The sequence below is a fragment of the Plantactinospora sp. WMMB334 genome (assembly GCF_049179095.1).
Lineage (GTDB): Bacteria > Actinomycetota > Actinomycetes > Mycobacteriales > Micromonosporaceae > Plantactinospora.
In genome coordinates this window covers 1138407-1152576 of the sequence record NZ_JBMHME010000002.1, presented here as the reverse complement: position 1 = coordinate 1152576, position 14170 = coordinate 1138407, and the positions used below count along the sequence as shown (strand labels likewise).

Here is a 14170-nt window from a genome sequence, read left to right as displayed (position 1 = left end):
ATGACCGGCTCCATGAACTCCGGCACCATGGCACACTGCCCACGGAACTCTGGCAGGAGCTTGTATTCCATGCATTCGGGGATGTAGGGGGCCACGAGTTCCTGGAACTTCTCCGACGCGGCAGTGGTGAACAACAAGGTATTGACCTGGCGCTTACCTCGGCGGTCCAGTTTGACGTCGAGGCGCCAACCGTCACGTAGGTACTCCAACAGACGCTGCCGGCTTCCCTCGCTCATCGCCTCGACACAGATCTCGATGCGACCGCTGCCGCCCCTGGTCCGCTCCTGGAGCCCCTTCGAGCGCAGGGTGAAAGTCCCGTCGTCCATGTACCACACAGCGAGCGCCAGCGGAGTGAGCCCCTTGAGGTAGTCCCAGCTCAGGTGCTTCTTACCGTCGCCCAGGTAGACCGCCTGACGCAACTCGCCCAGCTCGGCGAGCGGTGTGAAGTCGGCGAAGACGGCCCCCTTGGCGTTGGAACTGCGGCTGTGTGGGACGTTGGCCAGCAGCGAGACCTTCCAGTCCAGGTAGGCTGCCTGCTCGGCGCCGTGCCCCATCCGGAACCGTCCGCTCTCACTGTCTGGCCGGACGGCAGGCGAGAGATTGCCGTCTCCCATCAGCGAGCCGAGCACGATCTGCCACTGCGAGGGGCCGAGCAGGTGCGGCTGGGCGAGCATCACCCGGTCGCCGACCGCAAGCTCGCCGGCTTCGCGCCAACCACCAGGGGTCATGATGAGGTGGTTACGCGTCATGGACATGGTCGCCCGACCATGCCCCGAGCCACCACCGGCCCGATCGACCTTGAACCGCAGGAACTCCTCGGTCCTACCGTTGTTGAACCAGTTGACGACCCGGCGCGGTCTGAGACAACCCAGCTCTCCGTCGTAGGAGAGCACCTCGACGTCCATCTTCTCCGCGACGATCCTGCCAAGAAGCTCCTGGGACCCGTCGGCCAGAGTCACCCTCGTGTCCCATGATCCACATCCGAACATGACACCGATTTTTTCCCGGAGCTGGTTGATGAAGATCGCGGTGGTGCCGGTGTGGCTGAGCACACCGGTGATCTTCCGCAGCGCCTGGCTCATCAGCCGGGCCTGGAGGCCGACGTGACTGTCGCCCATCTCGCCCTCGATCTCGGCGCGCGGCACCAGCGCGGCGACCGAGTCGATGACGATGATGTCCAGCGCACCGGACCGGATCAGCATGTCGGCGATCTCCAGCGCCTGCTCACCGGTGTCGGGCTGGGAGACCAGCATCGCGTCGGTGTCGACGCCCAGCGCCTTCGCGTATTCCGGGTCGAGGGCGTGCTCGGCGTCGATGAACGCGGCGATGCCGCCGGCCTTCTGCGCGTTGGCCACCGCGTGCAGCGCGACGGTGGTCTTACCGCTGCTCTCCGGCCCGTAGATCTCGACGACGCGGCCGCGCGGCAGGCCCCCCACCCCGAGTGCCACGTCGAGCGCGATGGAGCTGGTCGGGATCACGGCGGTCTGGATGACCGGCCGCTCCCCCAGCCGCATCACCGAGCCCTTGCCGAACTGCTTGTCGATCTGAGCGAGAGCAAGGTCGAGTGCCTTCTCCCGGTCAGGTCCTGCCGCCATGGTTGCCACCCCTGCCTTCGCCGGCTGCTTCGCTGAGCTTTTCGTCACGCGCACACGCTAGGCGCTCGGTCCGACAGAAAACAGCCGGCTGGCCGCGACCTGTGGACGGCGCCCCGCTGTGGACAATAGCCGAACAGGTGTACGACTCAACCCACGACACGCCAAACTACCGTAAGTGCCTAATCGATCACTCGGAGACGCGCGTCGATCAATGGCTCAGCGTAGCCGGGCCGGCACCCGATCGGGGTACGCCGCGCAGACCGCGCGCCACACGACCACGGTCTCCTCGCCGGCCTCCAGCGCCTCCCGGACGGTCCGGCCGCCCAACTGCGGCAACACCTGGTCGGCGGCGATGCTGCCGGCGTACGCCGGACCGAACGCCTGCTCCAGCCGCGCCCAGAAGTCTGTCAGCCGCACCGGGAACTCCCCTTCCACACCGGGCGACCCCACCCGGTCTCACGCTCCGGCCCGCACCCTCGGCGGGACCGTCCGCAACGCTAGCGCCAGCAGCGGCACCACCGCGACCGCCGCCAACAGGTTGAGGGTGGGGTAGCCGGCGACCTGGATGACAAACCCGCTAAGTGCTCCGGCGAGCGCCCCGGCCAGCCCCATGGTCAGGTCGGAGAGCCCCTGCACCGAATGGCGTACCGCCACCGGCACCGACTCCGACAGCAGGGTGGAGCCGGCCACCATCGTGCCGGACCAGCCGAGGCCGAGCAGGGTGAGCCCGATCGAGATCCGTACCGTGTCGTGCCCGGCGGTGCCGGCGACCGCGCAGGCGGCGAGCAGCAGGCCGAGCCCGGCGAGGATCACGGCCCGGCGCCCGAGCCGGTCGGTGAGCCAGCCGACCACCGGGGCGAGCGCGAACATCCCGGCGATGTGCAGGCTGAGCACGATGCCGACCACCCGCAGCAGGTGGGCGTCGGAGTGCCACTCGCCGAGGCGTACCGGGGTCATCACCATCACCCCGACCATCACCAGGTGTCCCATCGCGACGGCGGCGATGCCGAGCCGTGCCGCCGGCAGGTCGCGGACCACCCGGAGCGCCGCGCGCAGCCCCTCCTCCGGACCGGCCGCCCGGTCTCCGGAAGGGCTTGCGGCGGGAGCGCCGGCAGCAGCCCTCGCGGCGGGAGCGCCGGCAGCAGCCCCCGCGGCGGGAGCGCCGGCAGCAGCCTTGGCGGCGAGCCGGCGCGCGGTGAGCAGCGGGTCGGGCCGGAGGAACACCAGGATGACGCCGGCAGCCAGCACGAAGGCGAGGACGCTGAAGACGAAGGGGCCGGCCAACTCGGGTACGCCGGTCCAGGCGAGCGCCCGGTCGGCCGGCGCGGCGAGGTTCGGGGCGGTCACCGCGCCGACCGTGGTGGCCCAGACGGCGATCGACAGGTGCCGACCCCGGCGCGCCGGGTCGGCCAGGTCGACGGCGGCGTACCGGGCCTGGAGGCCGGCGGTCGTGCCGCCGCCGAAGAGCAACGCCCCGAGGAAGAGCAGCGGCACCCATCCGCTGACCGCCGCGACGACGATCAGGACGCCGCCCACGGCACCGACCAGGTATGCGGTGGCCAGCCCCGACCGCCGGCCCCCGCTCCGCATGATCCGACTCACCGGCAGGGCGAGCAGGGCGGCGCCGACCACCGAGGCGCTCTGCACGAGACCGGAGATCGCGGTGCCGCCGAGGCGGGCGCCGAGCAGCACACCGACGGTCATCCCGATGGTCATCCCGGTACCGCCGATGATCTGCGTGAGACAGAGCAGCAGCAGCGTGCGCCGCTGGACCCGGGGGACGTCGAGCGGGTCCGCCCGGTCGGGCGGGGCGGCGATCCCCCCGGTGGTCAGTTCCGTCGTCATCCACCACTCCCCGTCCCGGTGCGGACCGGCACCGTTCGACGATGCCGGCGACTGGCATCCCTCCCGCGACACCGGCGGGCGGCACCCCGGCCGCGACACCGGCGACCGGCCTGCACCAGCAAGGAGCGGTAGGCGTGCCCTTCCTTACCAGCGGATCGAAGCACGATCGCTGGATCGTATTCAACCCTGATTCGCCGTCGGCGTAGCGCGGCTCACGCCCCCGGCCCGTCCGGCGGCGCGGCGGGGCCCGGGGCCGGCCCGTCCGGCGGCGCGGCCCGGTCGGCCGGCCGCTCCAGGCCGAGGAGGTCCCGGCCGACGATCTCCTTCATGATCTCGGTGGTGCCGCCGTAGATGGTCTGCACCCGGGCATCCAACCAGGCCCGGGCGACCGGGTACTCCAGCATGTAGCCGTAGCCGCCGTGCAGTTGGACGCAGCGGTCCGCGACCCGGTTCTGCAACTCGGTGGTCCACCACTTGACCTTCGCGGCGTCCACCGCGGACAACCGGCCCGCGTTGAACTCCGCGACGCAGTGGTTGAGGAAGGTACGGGCGATGGTGATCTCGGTGTCCAGCTCGGCGAGGAGGAACCGGTTGTGCTGGAACGCGCCGATCGGCCGGCCGAACGCCTCGCGGGACCGGGCGTGCTCGACGGTGATCGCGAGCAGCCGCTCGGCGGCGGCCACCGCCACGACCGCGATGCCGAGCCGCTCCCGGGGCAGGTTCGCCATCAGGTGGTAGAAGCCCCGATTCTCCACGCCGAGCAGGTTCGCCGCCGGCACCCGGCACTCGTCGAAGAAGAGTTCGGCGGTGTCGTTGGCCTTCAGCCCGACCTTGGCCAGCCGCCGCCCCCGGGTGAAACCCGGCGTGCCGCGCTCCACGACGAAGAGGCTCACGCCCCGGGCACCCCGCCCCGGCGCGGTCCTGGCCACCACCACGACCAGGTCGGCCAGCTCGCCGTTGGTGATGAACGTCTTCTGTCCGGTCAGGACGTAGTCGTCCCCGTCCCGGGTGGCGGTGGTGCGGATCCCGGCCAGATCCGAACCGGCGCCCGGCTCGCTCATCGCTATCGCGGTGACCAGGTCGCCGGAGCAGAAGCCGGGCAGCCAGCGGGTACGCTGCTCCTCGGTCCCCAGCTCGGCGAGATACGGCGCCACGACGTCGTTGTGCAGCCCGAACCCGAGACCGGTGCAGCCGCTGGCGACGACCTCCTCGACGAGTACCGCGTTGAACCGGAAGTCGCGCTGGCCGCCACCGCCGTACCTCTCCGGGACGTCCACGCCGAGGAGGCCGGCGGCGCCGGCCCGGCGCCAGACCTCGCGATCGACGATGCCGTCCGCCTCCCAGCGGTCGTGGTACGGCACCGCCTCCCGGCGGAGGAACGCCCGGCACAACTCCCGGAACTCGTCGTGCACCGGCTCGTAGAGGTGCTGCCGCATTCTCAGCGGCCCGCGTCGGCGCCGGCGAGTGCTCCGGCCACGACTGTCAGGTCGGCGACCAGGCCGGCGTAGGCGGCGTCCCGGTCGTCGGCCCGGAGCACCGCGGACGGGTGGATGGTGGCGACGAGCCGGGTCGGGGCGACGGTCTCCTGCTGACCGGTCGGGCCGACCGGCACCTTGGCGAAGTCCTGCGGCCGCTGCGCCAACTCGGGCCACGGCAGCAGCGTCCCCCGGGACTGGGTGACCCGGAACGAGGGGCCGAGCAGCGCCTTGGCCGCCGTCGCGCCGAGCACCACCACGACCTCGGGGTGCAGCCGGGCGAACTCGGCGACCAGCCAGGGGCGGCAGGCGACGATGTGCACCCGGTCGGGGGTCTTGTGCAGCCGGCGCTTGCCGCGCATCTCGAAGCGGAAGTGCTTGACGGCGTTGGTGATGTAGAGGTGCGCCGGATCGATACCGGCCTCGTCCACGGCGCGCCGCAGCAGGTGCCCGGCCGGTCCGACGAACGGCAGGCCCTTCTGGTCCTCGATGTCGCCGGGCTGCTCGCCGACGAAGACCACCCGGGCCCGCTCGTCGCCACGGCCGAAGACCGTCTGGGTGGCGTCCTGGTACAGCTCGCAGCCCCGGCAGCCGCCCGCCGCGTCGCGCAGCTCGGCGAGGCTGCCGGCATCGGGTGGGATGAACTCCTGCGCGCCGGGTGCAATCTCCGTCTCAGGCATGTCGGATGTTCTACCCCGTACCCCGGGGCTCACGCACCAGCGGCACCGGCGTGCCGCCCCGCCGATGTCAGGATTTCCGGCGGACTACGGTTAGTAGTATCTCGTAGCGACGGTACCGGCAACGGGTACGGTCGCCCGGTGATCGACGACGACACCTACGCCCAGCTGGTCGAGGAGCACCGGCGTGAGCTGCGGGTGCACCGCTACCGCATGCTCGGGTCGTTCGACCAGGCCGAAGACCTGGTGCAGGAGGCGTTCCTGCGGGCAGGACGTGCGCGCGACGATGCCGCCCTACCCGGAGTGGTTCGCCGACCGCGAGTCGGTCGTCGGGGCGCTGGCGGCAAGCTGGGACCCGGGCTCGCCGGACCACGTCGGGGCGTTGCGCATGGTTACCACGAGCGCCAACGGGCGGCCCGCCGCGGCCGGCTACCGGCGACCGACGGCCGAGGTGAGCGTGCGGTACCGGCCGGCGACGACGTAGCCGCGCGTCGGTCCGGTGGCGACGTGCGGTCGCCACCGGACCGGCAACGCGGAGGAGGACCTGGTGGCCGGCGAGCCGGCGGCGTGGGCTCGGCCGGGCAGCAGGGACCGCCCTGCGCGGTGCCGCCGGGTCACACGCTGAGGCTGGCCGGCGTGCCGGGGCCGGCCGCGTCGGCAACCGCGTCGGCCAGCGGCGGGATCTCCGCCTCGGCGAGCGGGCTGACGGTGATCCGGATTCCCGCCCCGCTGGCCAGCCGGAACAGCGAGCCGGGCGCCACCACGTAGCCGGCGTCGCGCAGCACCGCGACCGCCCGGGTCTCGTCGGGCACCGGCACCCAGACGTTGATTCCGGTACGCCCGTGCCCGGTCAGGCCGCGCTCGGCGAGTGCGGTGCGGAGTGCGGCGACCCGCCCGGCGTAGCTGGCGCGGGCCAGTGCGATCCGCTCGGCGGTCGCCGGGTCCCGCCAGAGCGCGAGGGTGAGCCGTTGCAGCACGGTGGAGACCCAGCCGGAGCCGACCCGGAGCCGACCGGCGACCCGGGCCACCGTCACCTCGTCGCCGGCGAGCACGGCGAGCCGCAGATCCGGCCCGTACGGCTTGCTGGTCGACCGGACGAAGGCCCAACTCCGGGTGGCACCGGCCAGGGTGTGCAGCGGCTCGACGGAGAGCTCGGCGGCGTGGTCGTCCTCGATCAGCAGCACGCCGGGATGCCCGGCCAGCACAGCGCGCAGCGACGCCGCCCGCCCGGCGGTGACCACCGCACCGGTCGGATTCTGTGCCCGGCTGGTCACCACCACCGCCCTGACTCCGCCGTCGAGCGCGGCCCGCAGCCCGGCCTCGGTGGGACCGGCGTCGTCGACCGGTATCGGCACCGCCCGCAGTCCGAGCGTGGCGACCAGGTCGATGGTGTTCGCCCAGCCCGGGTCCTCGACCGCGACCGCGTCACCGGGGCTCAGGTTGCCGACCAGCAGCCGTTCGATGCCGTCGGACGCCCCACCGGTCACCGTGACCGCCTCGGCCGGCACCCCGTCGGCGGCCAGCCGCGCCCGGGCCGCATCGACGAGCTCGGGCAGCACGCCACCGTCCCGGTAGTTGACCGGGCCGCCGGCGGTGCCGGCCAGCGCGGCCAGGTGCGGGCCGAGCGGTGGCAGCAGCGCGGGATCGGGTTCGCCGACCGAGAGGTCGAGCGCGCCGGGTGGCGCGGGGAGCCGCAGTGCGGCCCGGCTGCCGGTGAGCGGCGGCTCGGGGCGGATCCGGGTGCCGTTGCGGCCGGCGGTTTCCACCACGCCACGCTGCCGCAGCCCCTGGTACGCCTTGGCGACCGTGGCCGGGCTGACACCGAGCCGCTGTGCGAGAGCCCGGACGGGGGGCAGTGCCGCGCCGGCCGGCAGGTCGCCGGTGCGGACTCCGGCCTCCACGCTCGCCGCTATCTCGGCTGCGGTCGTACCGGCGACCTGATAATGTGCTGACACAGTTTCAAAATTGTACTATAACAAGAGGGCGGACGCGAGATGGTCAAACAGACGCAGCCCCAGAACACGCAATCCCAGAACACGCAGCCCCAGCAGCAGACGGACCGGCATGGCGGGTCCGGGGACCGCTCCGGGACCCGTTATCCGCAGACCCGGCGGACCACCGCCAGCCGCGACCGGGGACGGACCGACTACCGCCGCGCCGCCGCACACGACCTGCTCGACGAGGCGTACCACTGCCACCTCGGATTCGTCGTGGACGGCGAGCCCCGGGTGCTGCCCACCCTGCACGTGCGGATCGGCGACGTGCTCTACCTGCACGGCTCCACCGGCAGCCGGCCACTGCTCGCCGCCCGGCGCGAGAGCGGGCTGCCGGTCTGCGTCGCGGTGACCGCGCTGGACGGTCTCGTCTACGGCCGGTCCCAGTTCCACCACAGCGCCAACTACCGCTCGGTGGTCGCACACGGCACCGCTCACCTGGTCGAGGGCGAGGCGGAGAAGCGGGCAGTGCTGACCGCGCTGGTGGAGAAGGTCGGCCGTGGCCGCGCCACCGACAGCAGGCCACCGAGCCGGCGTGAGCTGGCCGAGACCGCCGTACTGGCCCTGCCGCTGCGGGAGGTTTCGGTCCGGAGCCGCACCGGGGGCGTCCGTGACGAGCCCGCCGACCACGACCTGCCGTACTGGGCCGGGGTGCTGCCGCTGCGCACGGTTGCCGGCCGGCCCGAGCCGGATGCCGGGGTGACCGCGGAACTCCCCGCCTACCTGCGCGACCGCCACCCTTCCGGGCCCGCCACCCTCCCACTCTCCCCACCCACGCCGCACTCCCACACGCCGCACCCCCACACGCCGCACCCCCACACGCCGGCCGGCCGGCACGCCTCGGCATCGCCAGCAAGCCCGCACAGTCCGGCGCCGACACCCGCCCGGCACGGCCAGACGCCGACACCCGCCCGGCACAACACGGCGCCGACACCCGCTCGGTACAACCCGGCGCCGACACCCGCCCGGCACGGCCAGACGCCGACACCCGCCCGGCACAACCCGGCGCCGACACCCGCCTGGTACAACGCGGCGCCGATGGCCGGCGACCGCGTCCGGCTCGAGCCACTCGCCGAGTCGCACGCCGACGGCCTCTACGCGGCAACCCGGGACCCGGAGGTCTGGCCACATCTCAGCGCGGTCCGGCCGGCCGACCCGGCCGGGATGGCCGGGATCGTCCGGGTCGCGCTCGACGCGCACTGGCGGGGCGAGCGGGTGCCGTGGGTGCAGCTCGACGCGGCCACCGGCGAGGTCGTCGGCACCACCTCCTACTACGAGATCAACCCCGTCCACCGCTCGGTCGCGATCGGACACACCTTCCTGGGCCGGCGCTGGTGGCGTACCGGGGTGAACACGGAGGCGAAGCTGCTGCTGCTGGGCCGGGCCTTCGACGTACTCGGTGCGGAGCGGGTCGTCTGGCACACCGACATCCGCAACGAGCGGTCGCAGCGTGCCATCGAACGGCTCGGCGCCACCCGGGAGGCGGTGCTGCGGCGGCACCGGCAGCGACCGGACGGCTCGTGGCGGGACACCGTGCAGTACGCGATGATCGCCGACGAGTGGCCGAAAGCACAGGTCAGGCTGCGGGAAAGGCTTCGCCTGGCGGTCGCGGCGGAGCGATGATGACCGGCGTGCTGGGGATCACCGACATCTGGACGTACGTGCTGGGCACCGTCGCCATCATCCTGCTGCCCGGACCCAACTCGCTCTACGTGCTGAGCACGGCCGCGAAGTCCGGGGTACGCGCCGGCTACCGGGCCGCCGCAGGAGTCTTCCTCGGTGACACGGTGCTGATGGTCCTCTCCGCCGCCGGGGTGGCGTCGCTGCTCCGGGCGTACCCGCCGATCTTCCTGGTGATCAAGTACGCCGGTGCGGCGTACCTCGGCTACGTCGGGCTGATGATGCTGCGCGGGGCGTGGCGGCGCTGGCGTACCCGGAACGACCCGGCGGCGCCGCGCCTGGTCGACACCCGGCCGGCGGTGGCCGACCGGCCGTTCCGCCGGGCGGCCGTGATCAGCCTGCTGAACCCGAAGGCGATCCTCTTCTTCATCTCCTTCTTCATCCAGTTCGTCGACCCGACCTACCCCTACCCGGCGCTGTCGTTCCTGCTGCTCGGGGCGATCGCCCAGGTCACCAGCGCGCTCTACCTGACGATGCTGATCTTCACCGGTACCTTCCTGGCCCTCCAGTTCCGCCGGCGCCGGCGGCTGGCCGCCGGGGTGACCACCGGGATCGGCGCCCTCTTCCTCGGCTTCGGCATCAAACTCGCCACCGCCAGCGTCGGCTGAGCCACACGCCTCGACAGGTGTTAGGAAGGGCCCCCGCTACAACAGAAAACGATAAGCGGGGGCCCTTCCTTTCAGGTTCCGCCGCTGCCACCGGCGGCGCCGCCCGCACCGCCGCCGATCCCGCCCTCGCCGCCGCCCATCTGGCGCAGCCCCCGGTCGGGGTCCGGGTCGTGGCCGGCGGCAGGTGCCGTGCGGTGCGGCTCGCCGCCGGCGGGGGCGCTGTCCGGCGTGTTGGTGCCGGACGGGCCCCGGTGGGCTCCCTCGGCGCCGGCCGGGCGGGGCGGTGGCGAGGGGCGGCGTTCGGTGCGGACCTGGTAGCCGGCGGCGGTGGCCGAGTGGCGTTGTACGGCGTACCGGAGCCAGTTGTCGACCACGGTGATCCAGTCGAGCTCCGCCGCTCCCTGGTGCGCCACCCGGAAGCGGCTGAGGCTCAGGTGCCCGGCGCCGGCCAGCGCGACCCGGCGGTCCAGGGCGAAGAGCACCTCCACCCGGGACGGGTCGGCGAAGAAGCTCACCTCCAGCTCGCTGAAGGGACCGCCGTAGAGCGGTGCCGCCCAGTACGCGATCTTCTGGTGGAACGGCAGCTTCTGGTCGATCCCGGGTAGCCGTTCGGCGAGGAGCCCGACCTGCCGCAACTCGAAGCCCAGCTCGCCGAGGGCGCCGAGCACACCCGCCTGGGCCGGGAGCGGATGCACGTGGACGGTGCGCAGATCACCCCGGTCGAGCAGTGGACTGACCGCGACCTCGGCCCGGAGCCCCATCCGCAGGTTGAGCAGGCACTGGCCGTCGACCACCGTCACCGGGGTCTCCCAGGGCACCGGTACGCCGAAGTCGAGGATCCGGCGCTCGTCGGGGGCGAGCACGAACGAGCCGGCGGCGGGCACCCGGTGGAACTCCACCGGCTGGTACTCGACCTCCCCGCCGGCCGGCTCGACCCGGGTGACCAGGCCGAGGGTCACCCGGTCGACGGTCACCGGAGACCGGCCGGCGGTGATGCTGAGCCGGCCGGGCAGCGACAGGCCCGGCCGGGTGCTCGGATTCGTCAACACGGTCCGCACGGTCAGTCCCGAACCCGGTAGGAGTCCCCCGAAGCCCACCATCGCCGCCCTCGTCCCGCCCTCCGTCCCGCCCTCCGTCCCGTCAGCTTCCGCTGGTTGCGTGCGCCGGTTACGCGTCAGCGCAGCCGGCGGCCGCGCGGGATCGGGTCGGTCTCGTCGTCGAACTCGCCGATGACCTCCTCCAGCAGGTCCTCCAGCGCGACGAACCCGACCGGCCGGCCGGCACCGGCGCCGTTGCTGACCATCGCCAGCTGCACCTGCCGGGCCCGCATCGCCGCCACCGCCTCGGTGACCGTCGCCGTCGCCTCCAGGGTGAACGGCGTCGTCATCAGGTCTCTCGCCGTCGCGGCCCGGCCGGCCGTGGTGGCCCGGACCGCCTCCCGGACGTGCACGAGCCCGGCCACCCGGCCCGGACCGTCGAAGACGGCGAGCCGGGACCGGCCGCTGGAGCGGCACACCTCCTCGACCCGTTCGGCGGAGTCGTCGGGGCGTACCGAGACGATCGTCTCGACCGGCTCCATCACCTGGGCGACGGTGGTGCCCTGGAGTTGGAGCATGCTGGTCAGCATCTCGTGCTGGTCGGCGGCGAGCAGGCCGTGTTCGCGGGACTGCTGGATCAGCATCCGCAACTCCTCCGGCCCGTGCGCCACCGCCAACTGCTCCTCCGGGCGTACCCGGGCCAGCCGCAATGTCACGTTGGCGAGCCCGTTCAGCGCGGCCAGCACCGGCCGGGCGACCCGGGCGAACGCCCGGAACGGCAGGGCGAGCAGCACGGCCGAGCGCTCGGGGTCGGTGATCGCCCAGGACTTGGGGGCCATCTCGCCGACGACCAGGTGCAGGAAGGTGACCACGGCGAGCGCGATCACCAGCGCGATCACGTGGCTCGCCGTGTCCGGCAGGCCGACCGCGTGCAGCAGCGGACTGAACAGGTGTTCGATGGCCGGCTCGGCGAGCGCGCCCAGCCCCAGCGTGCAGATGGTGATCCCGAGCTGGGCGCCGGCGAGCATCAGGGTCAGCTCGCGTACCCCGTCCAGCGCCGCCCGGGCGGCCCGGCCGCCGGAGGCGGCGGCCTGCTCCAGCCGGTAGCGTTTCGAGGCCAGCAGCGCGAACTCGGCGGCCACGAAGAAGCCGTTCAGCGCGAGCAGCAGTAGGGAGATCAGCAGTGCCCAGGTGGTACTCACGAGCTGCGCTCCGCTCCGCCGTGCGGCACCAGGATCCGGAGCCGGACGGAGTCGGCGACGTGCCGGTCGACCGCCAGCACCTCGACGTGCGCCAGGGTCGGCGCCGCCTCCTGGTCCGGCTCGCCGTCCGCCGAGAGCCTGATCTCCAGCCGGTCGCCGACCTCGGGGATCCGGCCCAGCTCCCGCATGACCAGGCCGGAGAGGGTGTCGTATTCCGGGGCCTCCGGCAGGGTGATCCCGGTGCTGTCCGCGACCTCGTCGATCCGCCAGCGCGCCGGCACCACCCAGGAGCCGTCGGCCTGCCGGACCGGGGCCCGCTCGGGCGGGTCGTCCTCGTCCCGGATCGGCCCGACCAGTTCCTCGGCGATGTCCTCCAGGGTGATCACCCCGGCGAAGCCGCCGTACTCGTCGACCACGCAGGCGAGCTGGCGGTGCCCGGCCCGGAGCCGGTCCAGCACCGTCGGCAGCGGCAGGGTCGCCGGCACCAGCAGCGGAGGTACGGCGACCGCCGAGACGGGTGTGCCGGCCCGCTGTGCCGGCGGCACGCCGAGCACGTCGGAGATGCCGACGATCCCGACGACGTCGTCCACGCCCTCGGCGCCGCGTACCGGAAAGCGCGAGTGCCCGGTGTCGAGCAGCTCGACCAGCCGGCTGACCGGTTCGTCGGCGCGTACGGTGTGCACGTCCACCCTGGGCACCATCGCCTCGGCGGCGGTGAGCTGCCGGAAGTCGAGGCCCCGGTCGAGCAGCGTGGACATCTCGGCGTCGAGGTGCCCCTCCTGGCGCGACTCGGCGATGATCTGCTCCAGGTCCTCCGGGGTCGCCCCGCTGGGCAGTTCCTCCACCGGCTCGATCCCGACCCGGCGCAGCAGCCGGGTGGCGGCGGCGTCGAAGAGCCGGATCACCGGACCGGCGACCGCGAGGTAGATCAGCGTGGAGCGGGACAGGAACCGGGCCAGCCACTCGGCCCGGACGATGGCGAGGTTCTTGGGGGCGAGTTCGCCGAAGACCATCTGCACGACGGTGGCGATCACCAGGGCCAGCGCGACCGCGAGCGGCGTGCCGACCGCCGCCGAGACCCCGGCCACGCCGAGCAGGTCGGCCAGGCCGTCGCCGAGGTACGGCTCGGCGACGTAACCGACGAGCAGGGCGGTGACGGTGATTCCGAGCTGTGCTCCGGAGAGCATGAAGGAGAGCCGTCCGGTGACCGCGAGGGCGCGTTCCGCGGCGACGTCGCCCTCCTCGGCGAGCTGGCGCAGTTTGCCCCGGTCTACGGCGACGTAACCGAATTCCTGGGCGACGAAGTAGCCCGTCGCCGCGGTGAGCACGAGGATCAACAGGAGACCGAGTGCGATCAACACGGGGGGCTCAGCGCTCCCCGCTGTCGCGACCGGTGCGAGAGGTGCCGGGTGCGACCCGGCTGGCTACAGCTGCCCTCCTGGACAGTTGAGTCGATCACCCGACCATCGTACCCAGGCCGACGGGCCGCTGCCGGCCAACCGGAGGCAGCCCCGACCAGCGCCGGAACGCCGGAACGCCTGCCTCCACTACCACCGCTGGGACACCTGGACGGTCGCCTGCCACAGCCGCACCGGCGCGCCGCACGGCGGCCCCTGTGCCGGGCAGATGCTCCAGTAGGAGGTGACCACCCCCTCGCCGCCGCCGGTCGCCACGAAGTTCGCCACCGTCTCGCCGGGTGCCGGCGGGGCCGGTACCGGCACGGGAGTGAGGGCGGTGCCGGAGGCGCGGATCGGCATCCACCAGTTGGCCGGGTCCGGATGTCTCTCCGGGTCCACGGCGAGCGTCACGTGCAGCCTCTGGCGCCGGAGGAGGCAGACGGTGCGCCCGTTGTCGGCGGTGACGAGTTCGACCGGCCGGCCGGCCGGGTCGGTGGGGACGCAACCGGCCACCGGCCCGGCACCGGCGTCGGCCGCCGCGCCACGGAGCGAGACGGCGGCGCCGACCGGCGCGGTCGGGAGGAGCACCGCGGTGACCACCACCGCCGTGGCGGCGAGCGACGGACGGACACGCATGAGCACATAGTATTTACAGCCTTC

The 14170-nt window shown here is 73.0% G+C and carries 12 protein-coding genes and 3 pseudogenes; 4 read left to right on the top strand and 11 right to left on the bottom strand.

What is annotated here, in order from left to right:
* Window positions 1-116 precede the first annotated feature (116 nt).
* From ACN27G_RS04920 to ACN27G_RS04895, 6 genes and pseudogenes are all read right to left on the bottom strand, one after another.
* Window positions 117-674, bottom strand: a pseudogene (locus tag ACN27G_RS04920) (LAGLIDADG endonuclease); the annotation flags it as partial.
* Between the two features lie 306 nt (window positions 675-980).
* A pseudogene (gene recA, locus ACN27G_RS04915) lies at window positions 981-1595 on the bottom strand (recombinase RecA); the annotation flags it as partial.
* A 216-nt stretch (window positions 1596-1811) separates the two neighbouring features.
* A complete protein-coding gene (locus ACN27G_RS04910) occupies window positions 1812-2012 on the bottom strand; it encodes a DUF3046 domain-containing protein (RefSeq protein WP_278060421.1) in 201 nt (66 codons plus the stop codon).
* Window positions 2013-2051: 39 nt separating this feature from the next.
* Entirely contained in the window at window positions 2052-3440 is a 1389-nt protein-coding gene (locus tag ACN27G_RS04905; RefSeq protein WP_421491581.1) for an MFS transporter, read from the bottom strand.
* A 212-nt stretch (window positions 3441-3652) separates the two neighbouring features.
* Window positions 3653-4876 carry an acyl-CoA dehydrogenase family protein gene (locus ACN27G_RS04900; RefSeq protein WP_421491580.1) on the bottom strand — a complete coding sequence of 408 codons (1224 nt, stop codon included), beginning with the start codon at window positions 4874-4876 and terminating at the stop codon, window positions 3653-3655.
* A 2-nt stretch (window positions 4877-4878) separates the two neighbouring features.
* The gene (locus ACN27G_RS04895) at window positions 4879-5595 is read right to left on the bottom strand and encodes a UdgX family uracil-DNA binding protein (protein ID WP_421491579.1); all 717 of its coding nucleotides are present in this window, start codon (window positions 5593-5595) and stop codon (window positions 4879-4881) included.
* Between the two features lie 171 nt (window positions 5596-5766).
* Between ACN27G_RS04895 and ACN27G_RS04890 the strand changes: the two are divergent.
* Together ACN27G_RS04890 and ACN27G_RS04885 are read left to right on the top strand one after the other, a co-directional pair.
* Window positions 5767-5874: pseudogene (locus ACN27G_RS04890) on the top strand (sigma factor); the annotation flags it as partial.
* Window positions 5875-5878: 4 nt separating this feature from the next.
* The gene (locus tag ACN27G_RS04885; RefSeq protein ID WP_421497619.1) at window positions 5879-6076 is read left to right on the top strand and encodes a hypothetical protein; all 198 of its coding nucleotides are present in this window, start codon (window positions 5879-5881) and stop codon (window positions 6074-6076) included.
* A 130-nt stretch (window positions 6077-6206) separates the two neighbouring features.
* On the opposite strand, the gene ACN27G_RS04880 is transcribed toward ACN27G_RS04885, so the two are convergent.
* Complete coding sequence (locus ACN27G_RS04880) at window positions 6207-7547, bottom strand: aminotransferase class I/II-fold pyridoxal phosphate-dependent enzyme (protein ID WP_421491578.1); 1341 nt, start codon at window positions 7545-7547, stop codon at window positions 6207-6209.
* A gap of 39 nt (window positions 7548-7586) precedes the next feature.
* On the opposite strand from ACN27G_RS04880, the gene ACN27G_RS04875 reads away from it, so the two are divergent.
* A complete protein-coding gene (locus ACN27G_RS04875) occupies window positions 7587-9209 on the top strand; it encodes a GNAT family N-acetyltransferase (protein WP_421491577.1) in 1623 nt (540 codons plus the stop codon).
* A complete protein-coding gene (gene leuE, locus ACN27G_RS04870) occupies window positions 9206-9874 on the top strand; it encodes a leucine efflux protein LeuE (protein ID WP_421491576.1) in 669 nt (222 codons plus the stop codon). Before ACN27G_RS04875 ends, leuE begins: the two co-directional genes overlap by 4 nt.
* Window positions 9875-9945: 71 nt before the next feature.
* Here leuE and ACN27G_RS04865 read toward each other — a convergent pair whose 3' ends face one another.
* From ACN27G_RS04865 to ACN27G_RS04850, 4 genes are all read right to left on the bottom strand, one after another.
* A complete protein-coding gene (locus ACN27G_RS04865) occupies window positions 9946-10974 on the bottom strand; it encodes a sporulation protein (protein WP_421491575.1) in 1029 nt (342 codons plus the stop codon).
* Between the two features lie 74 nt (window positions 10975-11048).
* Window positions 11049-12113 carry a hemolysin family protein gene (locus ACN27G_RS04860; RefSeq protein ID WP_421491574.1) on the bottom strand — a complete coding sequence of 355 codons (1065 nt, stop codon included), beginning with the start codon at window positions 12111-12113 and terminating at the stop codon, window positions 11049-11051.
* Window positions 12110-13474: a hemolysin family protein gene (locus ACN27G_RS04855; protein ID WP_421491573.1), complete on the bottom strand. Its 1365-nt coding sequence runs from the start codon at window positions 13472-13474 to the stop codon at window positions 12110-12112. The genes ACN27G_RS04860 and ACN27G_RS04855 overlap by 4 nt, the downstream gene beginning before the upstream one ends.
* Before the next feature lie 186 nt (window positions 13475-13660).
* Window positions 13661-14146 carry a hypothetical protein gene (locus tag ACN27G_RS04850; RefSeq protein ID WP_421491572.1) on the bottom strand — a complete coding sequence of 162 codons (486 nt, stop codon included), beginning with the start codon at window positions 14144-14146 and terminating at the stop codon, window positions 13661-13663.
* Between the last annotated feature and the right edge of the window lie 24 nt (window positions 14147-14170).

Bases quoted from the DNA above. Each gene is read 5' to 3' on its own strand.
- ACN27G_RS04905 (WP_421491581.1), bottom strand. From the start codon at position 3,440: ATGACGACGGAACTGACCACCGGGGGGATCGCCGCCCCGCCCGACCGG.
- ACN27G_RS04900 (WP_421491580.1), bottom strand. From the start codon at position 4,876: ATGCGGCAGCACCTCTACGAGCCGGTGCACGACGAGTTCCGGGAGTTG.
- ACN27G_RS04895 (WP_421491579.1), bottom strand. From the start codon at position 5,595: ATGCCTGAGACGGAGATTGCACCCGGCGCGCAGGAGTTCATCCCACCC.
- ACN27G_RS04885 (WP_421497619.1), top strand. From the start codon at position 5,879: ATGCCGCCCTACCCGGAGTGGTTCGCCGACCGCGAGTCGGTCGTCGGG.
- ACN27G_RS04875 (WP_421491577.1), top strand. From the start codon at position 7,587: ATGGTCAAACAGACGCAGCCCCAGAACACGCAATCCCAGAACACGCAG.
- leuE (WP_421491576.1), top strand. From the start codon at position 9,206: ATGATGACCGGCGTGCTGGGGATCACCGACATCTGGACGTACGTGCTG.
- ACN27G_RS04865 (WP_421491575.1), bottom strand. From the start codon at position 10,974: ATGGTGGGCTTCGGGGGACTCCTACCGGGTTCGGGACTGACCGTGCGG.
- ACN27G_RS04850 (WP_421491572.1), bottom strand. From the start codon at position 14,146: ATGCGTGTCCGTCCGTCGCTCGCCGCCACGGCGGTGGTGGTCACCGCG.